This window comes from Streptococcus sp. oral taxon 431 (assembly GCF_023115445.1).
Taxonomy (GTDB): Bacteria; Bacillota; Bacilli; order Lactobacillales; family Streptococcaceae; genus Streptococcus.
This window is the reverse complement of record NZ_JALDUI010000001.1, coordinates 333,274-350,381: the sequence shown is the minus strand read 5'-3', so window position 1 is coordinate 350,381 and position 17,108 is coordinate 333,274. Positions and strand designations below refer to the sequence as shown.

Below are 17,108 nucleotides of genomic sequence, written 5' to 3'. Positions count from 1 at the left end.
AATCTATTTCTTTATTTACTAGAGGCTTACTTAGTAAGTCTCTTTTTATTTCGGAGGTTATTGTGAAATTATTAGAAGAACGAATTTTAAAGGACGGAAACGTTCTTGGTGAGAATATTCTTAAGGTGGATTCCTTCTTGACCCACCAAGTTGATTATTCCTTGATGCGCGAGATTGGTCGCACTTTTGCAGAACATTTTAAAAATGCTGGTATTACCAAAGTCGTGACGATTGAGGCGTCAGGTATTGCTCCTGCCCTTTATGTGGCTGAACAGTTAGATGTTCCCATGATTTTTGCTAAGAAGGCAAAAAATATTACTATGAATGAAGGAATTTTGACTGCTGAAGTTTATTCTTTCACTAAACAAGTAACAAGTACCGTATCTATTGCAGGTAAGTTCTTATCTCCTCAAGATAAAGTATTGATTATTGATGATTTTTTGGCTAATGGCCAAGCAGCTAAAGGTCTGATTCAGATTATCGAGCAAGCTGGAGCTACAGTTGAAGCCATCGGAATTGTGATTGAAAAATCCTTCCAAGATGGTCGTGAACTGCTAGAAAAATCAGGTCATCAAGTAGTATCACTCGCGCGATTAGAGCGTTTTGAAAATGGAAAAGTTATCTTCAAGGAGGCAGATATCTAATGAAGCAACAGGAAAACCACTCACAGGCAGCCGTTCTTGGTTTGCAACATTTGTTAGCCATGTACTCAGGTTCAATCCTGGTACCAATCATGATTGCAAGTGCTTTAGGGTATTCAGCTCAACAGTTGACCTACCTTATTTCAACAGATATCTTTATGTGTGGGGTGGCAACTCTTTTACAATTGCAACTCAATAAACATTTTGGTGTCGGTTTGCCTATTGTTCTTGGGGTAGCCTTCCAGTCTGTTGCTCCTCTTATCATGATTGGTCAGAGTCATGGTAGCGGTGCTATGTTCGGAGCTTTGATTGCTTCAGGGATTTATGTTATCCTGATTTCAGGTATCTTCTCTAAGGTTGCCAATCTTTTCCCTGCAATCGTAACTGGTTCTGTTATCACAACAATCGGATTGACCTTGATTCCAGTTGCCATCGGAAATATGGGAAATAACGTTGAAAAACCAACTGGTCAAAGTTTAGCCTTGGCAATGATTACTGTTCTCATTATTCTTTTAGTTAATATTCTTACAAAAGGATTTATCAAATCTATTTCCATTTTGATCGGTTTGATTGCAGGTACCATTATTGCTGCTACTATGGGCTTGGTTGACTTCTCTCCAGTAGCAGAAGCTCCACTCGTTCATATCCCAACTCCATTCTACTTCGGTGCTCCACAATTTGAGATTTCTTCTATTGTAATGATGTGTATCATCGCTACTGTATCTATGGTAGAATCAACTGGTGTGTATCTTGCCCTTTCTGATATTACTAAAGATCCAATCGATAGCACTCGTCTTCGTAATGGTTATCGCGCTGAAGGTCTTGCTGTCTTACTTGGTGGACTTTTCAATACCTTCCCTTATACAGGATTTTCACAAAACGTAGGCTTGGTGAAACTTTCAGGTATTCGTACTCGTTTGCCAATCTACTATGCAGCTGGTTTCCTTATCTTACTTGGTCTTTTGCCTAAGTTCGGTGCCTTGGCACAGATTATTCCAAGCCCTGTTCTTGGTGGAGCTATGCTCGTCATGTTTGGTTTTGTTTCGCTACAAGGGATGCAAATCTTGGCGCGTGTAGACTTCGAACACAATGAACACAACTTCCTCATTGCAGCAGTTTCTATTTCTGCTGGAGTGGGATTAAACGGAAGCAATCTCTTCAATACTTTACCGACTGAATTACAAATGTTCTTCTCAAATGGTATTGTCATTGCAAGTACAGTAGCCATCGTCTTGAATGCTATTTTGAATCGTAAAAAATAAAAATAAGTGAGAAGGATAGAAATATCCTTCTCATTTTCTTTTTTAGAGCTTGAGTATTGTTTATAGAGTCCTTTTTATGGTAAAATGGTTCTATGAATGAAAGAATGAAAGAGCTCGTTGAACTGCTCAATCGCTATGCGACAGAGTATTATACAAGTGATAATCCATCTGTATCTGATAGTGAGTATGACCGTCTTTATCGTGAATTGGTAGAGTTAGAAAAAGCTCATCCTGACCAAGTTTTACCAGAAAGTCCGACACATCGTGTTGGTGGAAAGATTCTTGATGGGTTTGAGAAATATAGTCATCAGTATCCTCTTTATAGTTTGCAGGATGCTTTTTCACGTGAAGAACTGGATGCCTTTGATGCGCGTGTTCGTAAAGAATTGGATGATGTCACTTATATTTGTGAGTTGAAGATTGATGGTTTATCGATTTCCTTGACTTATGAGCAGGGAATTTTTGTTGCTGGGGCAACTCGAGGTGATGGCTCCATCGGTGAAAACATCACTGAAAATCTTAAACGAGTGAAAGACATTCCTTTATCATTATCTGAAAAAATAGATATTACTGTTCGTGGTGAATGTTATATGCCGAGAGCTTCTTTTGACCAGGTCAATCAATCTCGTCAAGAAAATGGGGAGCCAGAATTTGCCAACCCAAGAAATGCTGCTGCAGGAACCCTTCGTCAGTTAGATACAGCAGTAGTATCCAAACGTAATCTTGCAACCTTCCTTTATCAGGAAGCTAGTCCTTCAACTCGGGATAGTCAAGAGAAGGTTTTGAAACATTTAGAACAATTAGGCTTTGTGGTTAATCAAAGACGTCTATTAGCTCATAGTATGGATGAGGTTTGGGCGTTTATTCAAGAAATTGGTCGAGAAAGAGATCAGTTGCCTTATGATATCGATGGAGTTGTGATTAAGGTCAATGATCTAGCTGGTCAGGAGCAACTAGGATTTACAGTCAAAGCACCTAAGTGGGCAGTCGCTTATAAATTCCCAGCAGAAGAAAAAGAAGCGAAACTTCTTTCTGTTGACTGGACAGTAGGACGTACAGGAGTTGTGACTCCGACTGCTAATCTTACTCCAGTGCAACTTGCAGGTACAACTGTAAGTCGTGCAACTCTTCATAATGTTGACTATATCGCTGAAAAGGATATCCGTAAGGATGACACAGTCATTGTCTATAAGGCAGGGGATATCATTCCAGCTGTTCTACGAGTGGTAGAATCCAAGCGAGTGTCAGAGGAAAGACTAGATATTCCAACAAACTGTCCAAGTTGTGACAGTAAGCTTTTGCATTTTGAAGATGAGGTTGCCCTTCGTTGTATCAATCCGCGATGCCCTGCTCAAATCAAGGAAGGCTTGACGCACTTCGCATCCCGTGATGCTATGAATATCTCTGGCCTTGGTCCATCAATCGTTGAGAAACTATTTGCAGCCGATTTGGTTAAGGATGTTGCAGATATTTATCATTTGACTGTGGAAGATTTGCTCTTGCTAGATGGTATCAAGGAAAAATCTGCTCAAAAGCTCTACCAGGCTATTCAAGCATCCAAAGAAAATTCTGCGGAAAAACTCTTGTTTGGTTTGGGGATTCGTCATGTAGGAAGTAAGGCAAGTCAGTTGCTTTTACAAAACTTCCACTCAATCGAATCGCTAGCACAAGCCAATCCTGAAGAAATTGCAAATATTGAAAGTTTGGGGAGTGTCATTGCTCAAAGCCTACAGACCTATTTTGCTACAGAGGGTTCTGCAATTCTTTTAAGGGAATTGAAAGAATCAGGTGTTAATCTAGACTACAAAGGACAGACAGTTGCAGCAAATGCAGCCTTGTCTGGTTTAACTGTCGTATTGACAGGAAAGCTAGATCGTTTGAATCGCTCAGAAGCTAAAAATAAATTAGAAAGTCTAGGAGCCAAGGTTACTGGTAGTGTGTCGAAAAAAACAGACCTTGTTGTAGCAGGAGCAGATGCAGGAAGCAAGCTCAAAAAAGCACAAGAACTGGGAATAGAGATTCGTGATGAAGCTTGGCTTGAGAGTTTGTAAGCTATGAAAGAAGTAAAAAAACGCGCACGTCTCATTTATAATCCGACCTCAGGCCAGGAAATTATCAAGCAAAATATCGCAGAAGTTCTAGAAGTGTTAGAGAGTATAGGCTATGAAACAAGTGCTTTTCAGACCAAACCTGAATACTTATCAGCCCAGAAAGAAGCAGAAAGAGCTGCAAAAGCTGGATTTGATTTGGTTTTGGTAGCTGGTGGCGATGGTACTATCAATGAAGTGGTTAATGGAATTGCACCTCTGGAACATCGTCCAAAGATAGCCATCATTCCTACTGGAACTACCAATGATTATGCAAGAGCATTGAAAATCCCTATGGGGGATCCAGTTGCTGCAGCGAAGATCATTGCTAAAAATGAAACCAAGCAAATTGATATTGGTCGTGCCTTTGGTGATAAGTATTTCATCAATATTGCTGCGGCAGGAGCTCTTACGGAGTTAACTTTTAGTGTTCCGAGTGAACTAAAGACGCGTTTGGGTTATCTGGCCTACGTTGCTAAAGGCTTCGAGATGTTTCCAAAATCCAAAGCCCGTCCTGTTCGTATTTACCATGATTGGGGAATTTTTACAGGAGAAGTTTCTCTTGTCTTTGTTGCCTTGACCAATTCTATCGGTGGATTTGAGCAATTCGCACCTGATACCAAGCTGGATGATGGCAATTTCACGCTTATTCTAGTAAAGACGGATAAAATCCTAGATATGTTGAGTCTGCTAGTTCAGGCTATGAACGGAGGCCAACACGTTTCAGATGTCAATGTTGAATATCTGAAAACTAGTAAACTCCGAATTGAAACTTTGGATCAGAAAGAGCCATTTATGCTTAATCTTGATGGAGAATACGGTGGCGACACACCAGTAGATTTGGAAGTGTGCCATAATCACATTGAGTTTTTTGTGAATCGTGAGGCGATTGATCAAGAAATTATGATTAACATATAAAATCAAATTTAATTTAGAAATTAGGGAGAAACATGTACAATTATCCTGTACTTATTCATTACCATCGTAAGGATGAAGCCTATGATGCTTGCAGTTTCAGTAAAAAGCCTGTGGATTCAGTAGAGCTTATCAAAGAAGAAGAATATTTTGGAGCTAAATTTTCACTGACTCAACCTGGTGAAGTGGTACTTGAGACCATGACTTTTACTGTTGAAAAAGATGGTGTCAGCAAAGAATATCCTATTCGCTTCAATTATTATCCGCTTTTGACAGAGGTTTGGATTTTGGATGGAGATGATACTGTTTATTATTCTGAAAATCCAGCCATTGCAAGTCCCCACTATAAAGACCAAAATCCTTTTGCCTTCGATAAGGCAATCAATAGTGCTAGTTTTGACCACCACTGGGGTTATCAAGGAGAGTTGGGATGTCAGGTTTCTGAAAATGAAACAAGTTTTAGCCTATGGGCACCAACAGCTACTTCTGTCCAAGTAGTAGTCTATGAATCAGCGAGCAATGACGCTCCTATCCTTAAAACATTTGAAATGGAGCGAGGAAATAGTTATTCCTATAGCCACAAGTATAATACAATTGGAGTTTGGAGTTTAACAGTTTCAGAAAACCTAGCAGGTCGTGCTTACCACTACCAAATTGACTTTCCTCATCACCAGTCATTAACTCGTGATCCATATACAATAGCGACAAGTCCTGATGGAAAACGTTCAGCTATTGTCTCAAATCAAGATCGTCAGGTCGAAGGTTTTGAGGTTAAGCATGGTACAGAAGCAACTTGGCGTTTGGAAAATCCTTGCCAAGCAGTCATTTATGAAATGCATATCCGTGATTTGACTAAGTCTGAAACATCTGGTGTTTTGCCAGAATTAAGAGGAACCTTCTTAGGTGCAGCTCAAACTGGAACAGTTAACCAATATGGTCAATCTACTGCGTTTGATTACATCAAAGAACTTGGTGTCAACTATGTTCAGTTGCAACCAATTGCTGACCGTCATAAAGAATACGACGCTGATGGAAATGTAACTTATAACTGGGGATATGATCCACAAAACTACAATTCTCCAGAAACTAGTATGTCTACAAATCCAAATGATCCAGGCCAAGCTATCCGTGATTTGAAAGCCATGGTCCAAGCTTATCATGATGCTGGTATCGGCGTTATTATGGATGTTGTTTACAATCATACCTTCTCAACGGTGGATGCGCCATTCCAAACAACGGTTCCTGATTATTATTATCGAATGAACCATGATGGAACCTACCAAAATGGAACAGGAGTCGGTAACGAAACTGCCAGTGAGCATGAAATGTTCCGTAAGTATATGATTGATTCGCTTCTCTACTGGGTAAAAGAGTACAATATTGACGGTTTCCGCTTTGACTTGATGGGAATTCACGATGTTAAAACCATGCAGATGATTCGTTGGGCTATGGACGAAGTCGATCCGAAAATCATCCTGTATGGAGAAGGTTGGGATATGGGAACAGGCCTTGCTCCTTATGACAAGGCTAAGAAAGATAATGCCTACCAGTTGCCAAACATTGGATTCTTTAATGATAATCAACGAGATGCCATCAAAGGTTGTGAAGTCTATGGTTCTATCAAATCTGGCTTCGTCAGTGGAGCAGGTACTGAGCCGATCCTCGCAAAGGCTATTCTTGGAAGTCGAGAGCTGGGTTCTTATCTCAGTCCAAACCAGGTTCTTAACTATGTAGAAGCACACGATAACTACAATTTGCATGATTTACTTAAAACTCTTCATCCGATGGAGAGTGATAAACGCATCATGAAGAAAGTAGAAACAGCAACGGCTATGAACCTCCTCATGCAAGGGATGGCCTTCATGGAATTGGGGCAAGAGTTTGGCCGTACTAAACTCGTAGCTACAGGCGAAAATGGAGAGTTGACTCACGCAGATCGTGAGCGAGCAATGAACAGTTATAATGCCCCTGACAGCGTCAACCAAGTCAACTGGGATTTGATCAATGAGCGTCAAGATAGCATCGAGTTTGTCCGTCAGATCATCCGTCTTAAAACCCAGACTAGTGCCTTTTCATACCCTACCTATGAAGAAGTCTACCGTCATGTCTTTGTTCACACAGCCATTGAAAATAGTGGTTGGATTGTCTACGAGATTCATGGTGGAGAAGAGCACTTCTTGGTTGTATTCAATGCCAAAGGGGCTTCATATTACTATGAAAATGCAGGGAACCTTGAAATGTTGGTAACTAATAGCCGTTCTAATCAAGAAAATGCTATTGACGATGTCAGTGTGGCAGTCTTGAATGTTTTAGCGTAAGTCTTAGATTGAAGACAGAGTCAGAGAAGTGTAGGACAAAACTATCTTGCAGAATCCAATGAATAAACAAAAATGTTTCAAAGACTCATTTCTACTAAAAAGCGAGGTTGGGATTTTTGATCCCGGCCTATACTTTTAGAAAGTCTCCGTTGAAGTTCAAAGTAAACCTAAAATTTTTCAGAAAAAGTAGTTTATTTTCAAGTTCTAGACAGATAGAAAAAGCAGAAGTTTCATTAATAATTGAATTAAAATTATTAAAGCTCATTATTTTTAGCGGGAGATAGCTATGGATATCAATACAATTACTCTGGAAAAATTCGTCACCTTAAATGAAGAGGAGAAACTTCAATGTCTCAAAGACATTAAGCATACCTACCAATTCGAAAAGATAAAGGAAATCCTCTCAGAGCTTGGCTTAGAAAATTTAAGTGGTCAAGTACTTAGTGAACTAGCCAAAGTCTATAATAATTGGAGTCAATTCGAAGAAGCCAAAAGAGTTTTAGAGATGGTTTCTGAAGAAGACAGGGATGCTATTTGGTATTATCGAAATGGTTTTACCCATTGGCGTTTATCTAGTAATCCGAACAAGGACTTTGAAACTGAAGCTAATCAGGCTCTAGATTTATTAGAAAATGCTATCAAAAATGCTGCCTCCCCAACAAGTCCAGTCATTGATTGGTGTATTGAGTTGGTTAAAGTAGGTTCTCTAAAGCAAGTTTTTGAAAACAGGCCAACAGCTTATCCCTTGTTACAAAAATACTATTTTGAAGATGTTAATGAAACTAATCAAGAAATAAAAATTGCACAGAATAAGAAATTATACAAGAATATTACGATAGAAGACGTCCAAAAGGCAAAAGACTCATGGGATATTATTAAACCAGTATACGAAACTGTTAACATCTATAACACCTATGAAGACTATCTCGATTCTGCAAAAATGTTTACTTTAGAACAAAGATACCTTCTGGCAATTATCTGGTATTTTATCGAAGTAAACAATGGAGGCCACTATCAATTTTTCGATAATTCGACAGGGATTGTCTGGGAAGATACTTTAAAGGGCTTCGAACTATTTGGAATGAAGGAGCATGCTTCTAATTTCAGAAATCTCCTTGCATACTTTGGCGGAACTATCTCCTTTGTTAGAGAAGAGAGATCTGAGCTGCTAGCACAGATGGAAGAAGAGTATGGTGATGCTTTTTATGAGAAATTGGAGCAAGCAGATGATTTTATCTATGATTATGATGGAAATGAGAATGAACTAAGTTTTATCAAAAAGTATCCAGAGAAATTTGTTTTTCAGGGAAGCGCAGATAAATCGTAAAGAATAGTAAATAAAGATGAGGCTGGGACAAAAGTCCTAGCCTCTCAATTGTCTTTGGAATGTCGAGCAAGACGCAGTGGTTGAGTGGGCTCTACTACGCTGATTTCATCAGCTTTTACAGCCCTACTCAACTGTGCGGAGGTGGGACAACGAAATCGAATTCTAACGAATTACCGATTTCTGTCCCACTCTCATTTTTTAGGGGGAAATTCTTGGTTTCTGAATAGTTGCAACCTATATTGAATGTTATAAACTCAATATTTACGGATTTTCAATATATTTTTCAAAAATATCAGGCTAAAAATTGCTTAAATCCGAATATTTTGTTACTATTATATAAAAATGTAAGAAAATGAAAAGAGGTGAAGACAAATCAGAAAATTAAAATGATTTTCCCAGGACGCATCAGAGAATTGTTTTCAGATTTTCAAAATAATTTTTTAAAATATAGTAATTTACTTGAAACTTCTCTAAAAAGGTAGTATAATAAAAAATAAGAAAACGCTTTCAAATAAAAGGGGGATTTAATGGATACATTAGAAGCTTTAAGAACTTTTACCAGTGGTGAAAATTTCCATCTTCAGCACTATCTGGGAGCACATCGTGAGGAAAGAGATGGGGAGTATGGCTATACTTTTCGTGTCTGGGCTCCAAATGCGCAAGCTGTCCATCTAGTTGGTGATTTTACTAACTGGATTGAAAATCAAATCCCCATGGTTCGTAATGAATCTGGAGTTTGGGAAGTTTTTACCACTTTAGCTCAAGAGGGACATATTTATAAATATCATATTACTCGTGCTAATGGGCATCAACTCATGAAAATTGATCCCTTGGCAGTTCGTTTTGAAGCTCGTCCAGGCACAGGGGCTGTTTTAACAGAAATTCCTGAGAAAAAATGGAAAGACGGTCTTTGGTTAGCTCGTAGAAAACGTTGGGGATTTTTCGAGAGACCAGTTAACATCTATGAGGCGCATGCAGGATCTTGGAAGAGAAATCCTGATGGAACACCTTATAGTTTTGCTCAACTAAAAGAGGAACTTATCCCATATCTTGTTGAGATGAACTATACTCATATCGAGTTTATGCCTTTGATGTCTCATCCTCTTGGATTGAGTTGGGGCTATCAGCTCATGGGTTATTTCGCTTTAGAACATGCCTATGGTCGTCCAGAAGAGTTTCAAGACTTTGTTGAGGAATGTCATATCAACAATATCGGTGTAATTGTGGATTGGGTTCCAGGTCACTTTACAATCAATGATGATGCTTTGGCATACTATGATGGCACACCGACTTTTGAATATCAAGATCATAATAAGGCTAACAATTACGGTTGGGGAGCGCTAAACTTCGACCTTGGTAAAAATGAAGTCCAATCTTTCTTGATTTCTAGCATTAAGTTTTGGATTGATTTCTATCACCTAGATGGTATTCGTGTAGATGCAGTAAGTAATATTCTCTATCTAGATTATGACAATGCTCCATGGACACCAAATAAAGACGGAGGCAATCTCAACTATGAAGGCTATTATTTCCTTCAACGTTTGAACGATGTTATTAAGCTAGCTCATCCGGATGTTATGATGATTGCAGAGGAGTCTTCTTCAGGTACCAAGATTACTGGCATGAAGGAAATGGGTGGACTTGGATTTGACTACAAGTGGAACATGGGCTGGATGAACGATATCCTACGTTTCTACGAAGAAGATCCAATTTACCGCAAGTATGATTTTAACCTTGTAACTTTCAGTTTTATGTATGTCTTTAATGAAAATTATCTCCTACCATTCTCACATGATGAGGTTGTACATGGTAAGAAGAGTATGATGCATAAGATGTGGGGGGATCGTTATAATCAATTTGCAGGCCTTAGAAATCTTTATACTTATCAAATTTGTCACCCTGGTAAGAAATTGCTCTTTATGGGTAGCGAATTCGGTCAATTCTTAGAGTGGAAATCTGAAGAGCAATTAGAATGGTCAAACCTTGAAGATCCAATGAATGCCAAGATGAAATACTTCACATCTCAGTTGAATCAACTTTATAAGGACCACCGTTGTCTTTGGGAAATTGATACAAGCTATGATGGAATTGAAATTATCGATGCAGATAATAGAGATCAGAGTGTTCTTTCCTTTATTCGTAAAGGAAAGAAAGGCGAGATGCTAGTCTGTGTCTTTAATATGGCACCAGTCGAACGTCCTGATTTCACAATTGGACTGCCAGTTGCAGGTGTGTATGAAGAAATTTGGAATACAGAGTTGGAACAATGGGGAGGTGTTTGGAAAGAACACAATCAAACCGTTCAAACTCAAGAAGGATTATGGAAGGATTATGAGCAGACTTTGACCTTTACTTTGCCAGCTTTGGGGGCAAGTATCTGGAAAATCAAACGTCGCTTGAAACCCGCTAAAAAAGAATCAAATAAATCTCAAAAAGGAGTAGAAAATGAAGAATGAAATGCTAGCTTTAATCCTTGCCGGTGGGCAAGGAACTCGTCTCGGTAAACTCACTCAAAGCATTGCAAAACCTGCTGTGCAATTTGGTGGGCGCTATCGTATCATTGACTTTGCTCTTTCTAACTGTGCCAACTCTGGTATCCACAATGTTGGGGTTATCACACAGTATCAACCTCTTGCTCTTAACAATCACATCGGGAACGGTTCGAGCTGGGGTCTAGATGTAATTGATTCAGGTGTTTCTATCCTTCAACCTTACTCTGCAAGTGAAGGAAATCGTTGGTTCGAAGGTACAAGTCACGCTATTTACCAAAACATCGACTATATCGACAGCATTAATCCTGAGTATGTTTTAATTCTTTCAGGAGATCATATCTACAAAATGGACTATGATGATATGCTCCAATCACACAAGGACAATAATGCCAGCTTGACAGTTGCTGTCTTAGATGTGCCACTTAAAGAAGCTAGCCGTTTTGGTATTATGAATACAGATGCTAATAATCGTATTGTCGAATTTGAAGAAAAACCAGCTGAACCAAAATCAACTAAGGCGTCAATGGGTATTTATATCTTTGATTGGAAACGACTTCGCAATATGCTAGTTGCAGCTGAAAAGGCTAATATTGATATGTCAGATTTTGGTAAAAACGTTATTCCAAACTATCTTGAAACTGGTGAAAGTGTCTATGCTTATGAGTTCAATGGATACTGGAAGGACGTTGGTACTATCGAATCACTCTGGGAAGCAAATATGGAATACATCTCTCCAGAGAATGCTCTCGATAGCCGTAACCGTCAATGGAAAATTTATTCTCGTAACCTTATCGCTCCACCAAACTTCCTTGGAGAATATGCTCAGGTAGAAGACTCTCTTGTAGTAGATGGATGTTATGTAAATGGTACGGTGAAGCATTCAATCCTATCTACAGCTGCTCAAGTTCGTAAGGGAGCGGAAGTTGTTGATTCTGTTATCATGAGTGGAGCAGTTATTGGTAGAGGTGCTAAAATTACACGTGCAATCATCGGTGAAGGCGCAGTCATCGCTGATGGTGTTGAAATTGATGGTACAGAAGAAGTACAAGTAGTCGGATATAACGAAGTAGTGGGGGTAGCAACAGATGAAGATTGATAAATATTCAGCGATTTTAGGAAATACCGTTGGTTTCCATGATATGTCAACCTTGACAAGTAACCGTCCAGTGGCAACTTTACCATTTGGAGGAAAGTATCGTTTGATTGACTTCCCGCTTTCAAGTTTAGCTAATGCAGGCGTTCGTAGTATCTTTGGAATTTTCCAACAAGATAACATCAGCTCTGTATTTGACCATATTCGTTCAGGACGTGAGTGGGGCTTGAATACACTTCTTAGCCACTACTATCTTGGAATCTACAATACTCGTGTAGAGAGCAGTACAGTTGGTAAAGAATACTACCAACAACTCTTAACTTACTTAAAACGTTCAGGTTCAGATCAAACAGTTTCCTTGAACTGTGATGTTTTAGTGAATATCGATCTCAATCAAGTTTTCCATTTGCATAATACAACAAAATCACCAATTACAGTTGTTTATAAGAAATTACCTAAGAAAGATATTTCAGAAGTGAATGCAATCCTTGATATTGATGAAACTGACCATGTAGTTTCTCACAAACTCTTTGATAAAAAATCAAACCAAGAATACTACAACATGTCGACAGATATCTTTGTTGTAGACACTCAATGGTTGATTAAACGTTTGGAAGAAGAAGCTCAAAAAGAATATCCAGAAAAATTACGTTATGTTCTTCGTGATTTGGCAGCCAAAGAAGGTGCTTTTGCATATGAATATACAGGTTACCTAGCAAATATTCATTCAGTAGAAACATACTATCAAGCTAATTTAGATATGCTTGATCAGCATAAATTCTACTCATTGTTCTCTCCAAATCAAAAGATTCATACTAAAGTTAAAAACGAAGAACCTACCTACTACGCCTCTGGTTCAAAAGTGAACACCTCTCAATTTGCTTCTGGTAGTATCATTGAAGGTGAAGTGGATAAATCTATTATTTCGCGTAATGTTCGTATCAATAAAGACAGCTTGGTTAAAGAGTCTCTTATCTTCCCTCGTGTTGTCGTTGGAAAAGGTGCACAAGTTGAGTATGCAATTATCGATAAGGGTGCTGAAATATCTGAGGGAGTTGTTATTCGAGGTACAGCAGAAAACCCTGTTGTCATCAAAAAAGGCGAAAAAGTAACAGAGGATGTCCTTTCATGAAAATTTTATTTGTAGCAGCAGAGGGCGCTCCCTTTTCAAAAACAGGTGGATTGGGAGACGTTATCGGAGCACTTCCAAAATCATTAGTAAAAGCTGGGCATGAGGTTGCTGTTATCTTACCTTACTATGACATGGTAGAAGCCAAGTTTGGTGATCAGATTGAAGATGTCCTTCAATTCGAAGTCTATGTTGGTTGGCGGAGACAATTTTGTGGAATTAAGAAAACAGTTCTAAATGGTGTTACCTTCTACTTCATTGACAATCAATATTATTTCTTCCGTGGACATGTTTATGGAGACTTCGATGATGGTGAACGCTTTGCCTTCTTCCAACTTGCTGCCCTTGAAGCTATGGAGCGTATTGGATTCATACCTGACGTCCTCCATGCTCATGATTACCATACAGCAATGATTCCGTTCTTGTTAAAAGAAAAATACAGATGGATTCAAGCTTACCAAGGAATCAAGACTGTTTTGACCATTCATAACTTGGAATTTCAGGGTCAATTCTCTGAAAGCATGCTTTGGGACTTGTTCAGGGTTGGATTTGAGCGCTATGCTGATGGAACAGTTCGTTGGAATGACTGCCTCAACTGGATGAAGGCAGGTATTCTATACGCTGATCGTGTATCAACTGTGTCACCGAGCTATGCTTATGAGATTATGACTACAGAGTTTGGTTGTGGTATCGATCAGATTCTTCGTATGGAATCTGGTAAAGTTTCTGGTATTGTAAACGGAATTGATACTGATTTATACAATCCAGAGACGGATGCTTTACTTGAGTATCATTTTAATAAAACTGATCTGTCAGGAAAAGCTCAAAATAAAGCGAAACTTCAAGAAAGAGTTGGTCTTCCAGTACGTCCTGATGTGCCAATGATTGGTATCGTGTCACGTTTGACTCGTCAGAAGGGCTTTGATGTGGTGGTTGAAAGCCTGCATCGTATGCTTCAAGAGGATATTCAAATTGTTCTCTTGGGAACTGGAGATCCAGGATTTGAACAAGCTTTCTCTTGGTTTAGTCAAGTGTTCCCAGAAAAACTTTCTGCCAATATTACTTTCGATGTGAAATTAGCTCAAGAGATTTATGCAGCATGTGATATTTTCCTCATGCCAAGTCGCTTTGAACCGTGTGGACTTTCACAAATGATGGCCATGAGATATGGTACGCTTCCTTTAGTAAACGAGGTGGGTGGACTTAGAGATACTGTTCAAGCCTTTAATCCAATTGAAGGAACAGGTACAGGCTTTAGCTTTAACAACCTAACTCCATACTGGCTCAACTGGGCCTTGCAAACAGCTTTGGATGTTTATCACAACCATCCTGATGTTTGGAAAAATATGCAAGTTCAAGCTATGGAATGTGATTTCTCTTGGGATACAGCTTGCAAGTCATATCTTGATTTGTATCACAGTTTAGCAAACTAAATAGTTAAAATCGTATGATACCTTCATACGATTTTTTGAGATTCTGAAAGTAAGGCAATTATATGAAAAAAATTAAAGGACTCTGTGTACTGGATGTAGATGGGACACTGATAGAAGAGGAAGTTATTGATTTGTTGGGGAAAGAAGCAGAATGTGAAGAAGAAGTAGCTCTAATGACTGCCCAAGCTATGAGAGGAGAACTTGATTTTGAAGAAAGCCTGAGAAAACGTGTTTCTTTATTACAAGGACTATCTGTAGATACTTTTGATAAGATTTATCATGAACTACACCTTAGTAAAAATGCTGCGAAATTTATTAACACTCTGCAAAAAAATCAGATAGAAGTGGGTTTAGTTTCGGGTGGATTTACACCTGTGGTTGAAAGAATAGTAAAAGATTTAGGGATTTCATTATTTGCTGCTAATCAACTGGAAATCAGAGATGGTCATTTAACTGGAAATCTTATTGGTTCTATTATCAGCAGAGAAGTTAAAAAAGAAACCCTAGTAAGATGGGCTGATGAATTAGAGGTACCAATCGATAGAACAATTGCTATTGGAGATGGAGCTAATGATTTAGCAATGTTGAAGAGAGCTGGAATCGGGATTGGCTTTTGTGCCAAAGAAATCGTGAAAGGAGAAATTCCCCTTCAAATTGAAGATAGAGATTTAACAAAAGTATTGCATCTGATAGATTTCCTTTGATTAGAAAGATGAGTGTATGAAAATTGTTATAGCACCGGACTCTTTTAAGGAGAGTCTCCCTGCAAGTGAAGTAGCTAAAGCTATTAAACGAGGCCTTAAAAAGGCTCTACCTGAATCGAAATGTTTGCTCTTACCTGTTGGCGATGGAGGGGAAGGAACAGTGGATGCCATTAAAAATTCACTTGGTCTTGTAGAAAAAACTGCTTTAGTGACAGGTCCCTTTGGAGATGAGATTCAAATGACTTATGTTCAAAAAGGAGAACTTGCTCTGTTCGAGGTGGCTTATCTAGTTGGGCTTGCTAAAATTCCTATTGAAAAACGAAATCCACTGAAGATTCAAACAAAGGGGATTGGTCAACTAATCCTATATTTAATCGAACAAGGAATGAAAGAAATCTATATAGGAGTTGGTGGGACATCCAGTAACGATGGTGGGATTGGTATTGCTTCAGGACTTGGTTACCAGTTCTATGACAAAAATGGAGATGAACTTCTAGCTATTGGTCAGTCTTTGTTTGAAATTACTGATATCTCAAAGGAGAAAGTTATATCTATTCCTTCTGATGTACGAATTAAAATCTTAGCAGATGTTACCAATCCACTCTGTGGAATTAACGGTGCTACCTATACATTTGGGAAGCAAAAAGGGTTGGAACCAGCTAAATTCCAAGACGTTGATATTGCTATTGAAAACTTTTACCGCAAAGTTGCACCTGAAATGTTAAAATTGGATGGTGCTGGAGCAGGTGGTGGCATTGCGGCTGGTTTGTGTGCCTTTGCAGGAGCAGAGATTGTATCTGGTATTCAAACCTGTTTAGATTTAATAAACTTCGATGAACAGGTTGCAGATGCAGATCTAGTTATTGTCGGTGAAGGTAGGTTAGATTCTCAAAGTTTATCTGGTAAGGCTCCAATCGGAGTAGCAAAAAGAACACCAAATGGTGTTCCAGTTATTGCTATTTGTGGGAGTCTGTCAGAGGATTTACCGCCCTTGCCATATGAAAATCTCGTTGCTGCCTTTTCAATACTAGAAAAAAGCGAACCGCTTGAGGATAGTCTAAAAAATGCAGCTATCTATTTAGAAGATACAGCTGCAAACATTGGTCAAATTTTAGCTTTGAAGAAAAATTAACCAAACCACTTTTTCCAAAGAGAAGTAGGAGCTTTTTTCATCTCTTTTTCCTGCCATAAGTCTGAAAAGGCCTTTCTGAGGTCTTTTTCACTTGTTTGAACAGGGGCATCGCTATGGATAACTAGGCCAAAAGGAGAAGAGTTATGATCTTCAGAAACGATGGTCGCTTGGCAGTCAGCATCTTTGGATTGTTTTAGATAAAAAACTTGTTTATCAAACTCTACCTGAGGAGAAATTTTGACAAATAGAGGTTGAGTCTCTTTTTTAAAGGTTTCTATAATTGTTAAAAATCCATTTTTAAATTTATCATCATCAGCTGTTTCAAGGTCCGCGTAGCCAAGGACACGTTCCTCAAATGTTCCGAGAAAACGTCTTTGTTCATCAGGATTTAGTTTAAGACCACCATTGGCCTTTTCTAGGATTTGTTTAGATAGATCAGTCATAAAAATAGTATATCATAAAATAAAGGAGAAAACAGATGAAAGAAAGCGATTACTTTATAAACTTAAGGAAAATTTGCACAAAGATAACGTTTTTCCTTGAAAAAGGTGTCTTTTTAAGGTATCATAGAGGTG

General features: G+C 38.7%; 13 protein-coding genes. 12 read left to right on the top strand and 1 reads right to left on the bottom strand.

Going from position 1 to position 17,108, the window contains the following annotated elements; genetic code table 11:
• The first annotated feature begins 62 nt into the window (after positions 1–62).
• The 12 genes from M1R56_RS01715 (at position 63) to M1R56_RS01660 (ending at position 16,533) form a co-directional block, all read left to right on the top strand.
• The gene (locus tag M1R56_RS01715; RefSeq protein WP_248034374.1) at positions 63–644 is read left to right on the top strand and encodes a xanthine phosphoribosyltransferase; all 582 of its coding nucleotides are present in this window, start codon (positions 63–65) and stop codon (positions 642–644) included.
• Positions 644–1,903 (top strand): nucleobase:cation symporter-2 family protein, encoded by a 1,260-nt coding sequence (locus M1R56_RS01710; protein WP_049504130.1) that lies wholly within the window; start codon positions 644–646, stop codon positions 1,901–1,903. Before M1R56_RS01715 ends, M1R56_RS01710 begins: the two co-directional genes overlap by 1 nt.
• Before the next feature lie 92 nt (positions 1,904–1,995).
• Entirely contained in the window at positions 1,996–3,954 is a 1,959-nt protein-coding gene (ligA, locus tag M1R56_RS01705; protein WP_248034373.1) for an NAD-dependent DNA ligase LigA, read from the top strand.
• 3 nt (positions 3,955–3,957) lie between these two features.
• Complete coding sequence (locus tag M1R56_RS01700; protein WP_248034372.1) at positions 3,958–4,908, top strand: diacylglycerol kinase family lipid kinase; 951 nt, start codon at positions 3,958–3,960, stop codon at positions 4,906–4,908.
• Positions 4,909–4,940: 32 nt separating this feature from the next.
• The gene (gene pulA, locus M1R56_RS01695) at positions 4,941–7,223 is read left to right on the top strand and encodes a type I pullulanase (RefSeq protein WP_248034371.1); all 2,283 of its coding nucleotides are present in this window, start codon (positions 4,941–4,943) and stop codon (positions 7,221–7,223) included.
• A 286-nt stretch (positions 7,224–7,509) separates the two neighbouring features.
• Positions 7,510–8,550: a DMP19 family protein gene (locus M1R56_RS01690; RefSeq protein ID WP_248034370.1), complete on the top strand. Its 1,041-nt coding sequence runs from the start codon at positions 7,510–7,512 to the stop codon at positions 8,548–8,550.
• Positions 8,551–9,077: 527 nt separating this feature from the next.
• Complete coding sequence (gene glgB, locus M1R56_RS01685) at positions 9,078–11,006, top strand: 1,4-alpha-glucan branching protein GlgB (RefSeq protein WP_248034369.1); 1,929 nt, start codon at positions 9,078–9,080, stop codon at positions 11,004–11,006.
• A complete protein-coding gene (locus M1R56_RS01680; RefSeq protein WP_248034368.1) occupies positions 10,996–12,138 on the top strand; it encodes a glucose-1-phosphate adenylyltransferase in 1,143 nt (380 codons plus the stop codon). The genes glgB and M1R56_RS01680 overlap by 11 nt, the downstream gene beginning before the upstream one ends.
• The gene (gene glgD / locus M1R56_RS01675; RefSeq protein WP_248034367.1) at positions 12,128–13,267 is read left to right on the top strand and encodes a glucose-1-phosphate adenylyltransferase subunit GlgD; all 1,140 of its coding nucleotides are present in this window, start codon (positions 12,128–12,130) and stop codon (positions 13,265–13,267) included. The genes M1R56_RS01680 and glgD overlap by 11 nt, the downstream gene beginning before the upstream one ends.
• Positions 13,264–14,697 (top strand): glycogen synthase GlgA, encoded by a 1,434-nt coding sequence (gene glgA, locus M1R56_RS01670; RefSeq protein WP_045763411.1) that lies wholly within the window; start codon positions 13,264–13,266, stop codon positions 14,695–14,697. The genes glgD and glgA overlap by 4 nt, the downstream gene beginning before the upstream one ends.
• Before the next feature lie 62 nt (positions 14,698–14,759).
• Positions 14,760–15,401, top strand: coding sequence for a phosphoserine phosphatase SerB (gene serB, locus M1R56_RS01665; protein WP_248034366.1), 642 nt, complete (start codon positions 14,760–14,762; stop codon positions 15,399–15,401).
• Positions 15,402–15,417: 16 nt separating this feature from the next.
• Complete coding sequence (locus M1R56_RS01660) at positions 15,418–16,533, top strand: glycerate kinase (protein ID WP_248034365.1); 1,116 nt, start codon at positions 15,418–15,420, stop codon at positions 16,531–16,533.
• Here M1R56_RS01660 and M1R56_RS01655 read toward each other — a convergent pair.
• A complete protein-coding gene (locus M1R56_RS01655) occupies positions 16,530–16,976 on the bottom strand; it encodes a DUF1694 domain-containing protein (RefSeq protein WP_248034364.1) in 447 nt (148 codons plus the stop codon). The genes M1R56_RS01660 and M1R56_RS01655 overlap by 4 nt on opposite strands.
• Positions 16,977–17,108: the final 132 nt, after the last annotated feature.

Coding starts and splice junctions, on each gene's coding strand:
- M1R56_RS01710 (WP_049504130.1), top strand. CDS start 644: ATGAAGCAACAGGAAAACCACTCACAGGCAGCCGTTCTTGGTTTGCAA.
- ligA (WP_248034373.1), top strand. CDS start 1,996: ATGAATGAAAGAATGAAAGAGCTCGTTGAACTGCTCAATCGCTATGCG.
- M1R56_RS01700 (WP_248034372.1), top strand. CDS start 3,958: ATGAAAGAAGTAAAAAAACGCGCACGTCTCATTTATAATCCGACCTCA.
- pulA (WP_248034371.1), top strand. CDS start 4,941: ATGTACAATTATCCTGTACTTATTCATTACCATCGTAAGGATGAAGCC.
- M1R56_RS01690 (WP_248034370.1), top strand. CDS start 7,510: ATGGATATCAATACAATTACTCTGGAAAAATTCGTCACCTTAAATGAA.
- glgB (WP_248034369.1), top strand. CDS start 9,078: ATGGATACATTAGAAGCTTTAAGAACTTTTACCAGTGGTGAAAATTTC.
- M1R56_RS01680 (WP_248034368.1), top strand. CDS start 10,996: ATGAAGAATGAAATGCTAGCTTTAATCCTTGCCGGTGGGCAAGGAACT.
- glgD (WP_248034367.1), top strand. CDS start 12,128: ATGAAGATTGATAAATATTCAGCGATTTTAGGAAATACCGTTGGTTTC.
- glgA (WP_045763411.1), top strand. CDS start 13,264: ATGAAAATTTTATTTGTAGCAGCAGAGGGCGCTCCCTTTTCAAAAACA.
- serB (WP_248034366.1), top strand. CDS start 14,760: ATGAAAAAAATTAAAGGACTCTGTGTACTGGATGTAGATGGGACACTG.
- M1R56_RS01660 (WP_248034365.1), top strand. CDS start 15,418: ATGAAAATTGTTATAGCACCGGACTCTTTTAAGGAGAGTCTCCCTGCA.
- M1R56_RS01655 (WP_248034364.1), bottom strand. CDS start 16,976: ATGACTGATCTATCTAAACAAATCCTAGAAAAGGCCAATGGTGGTCTT.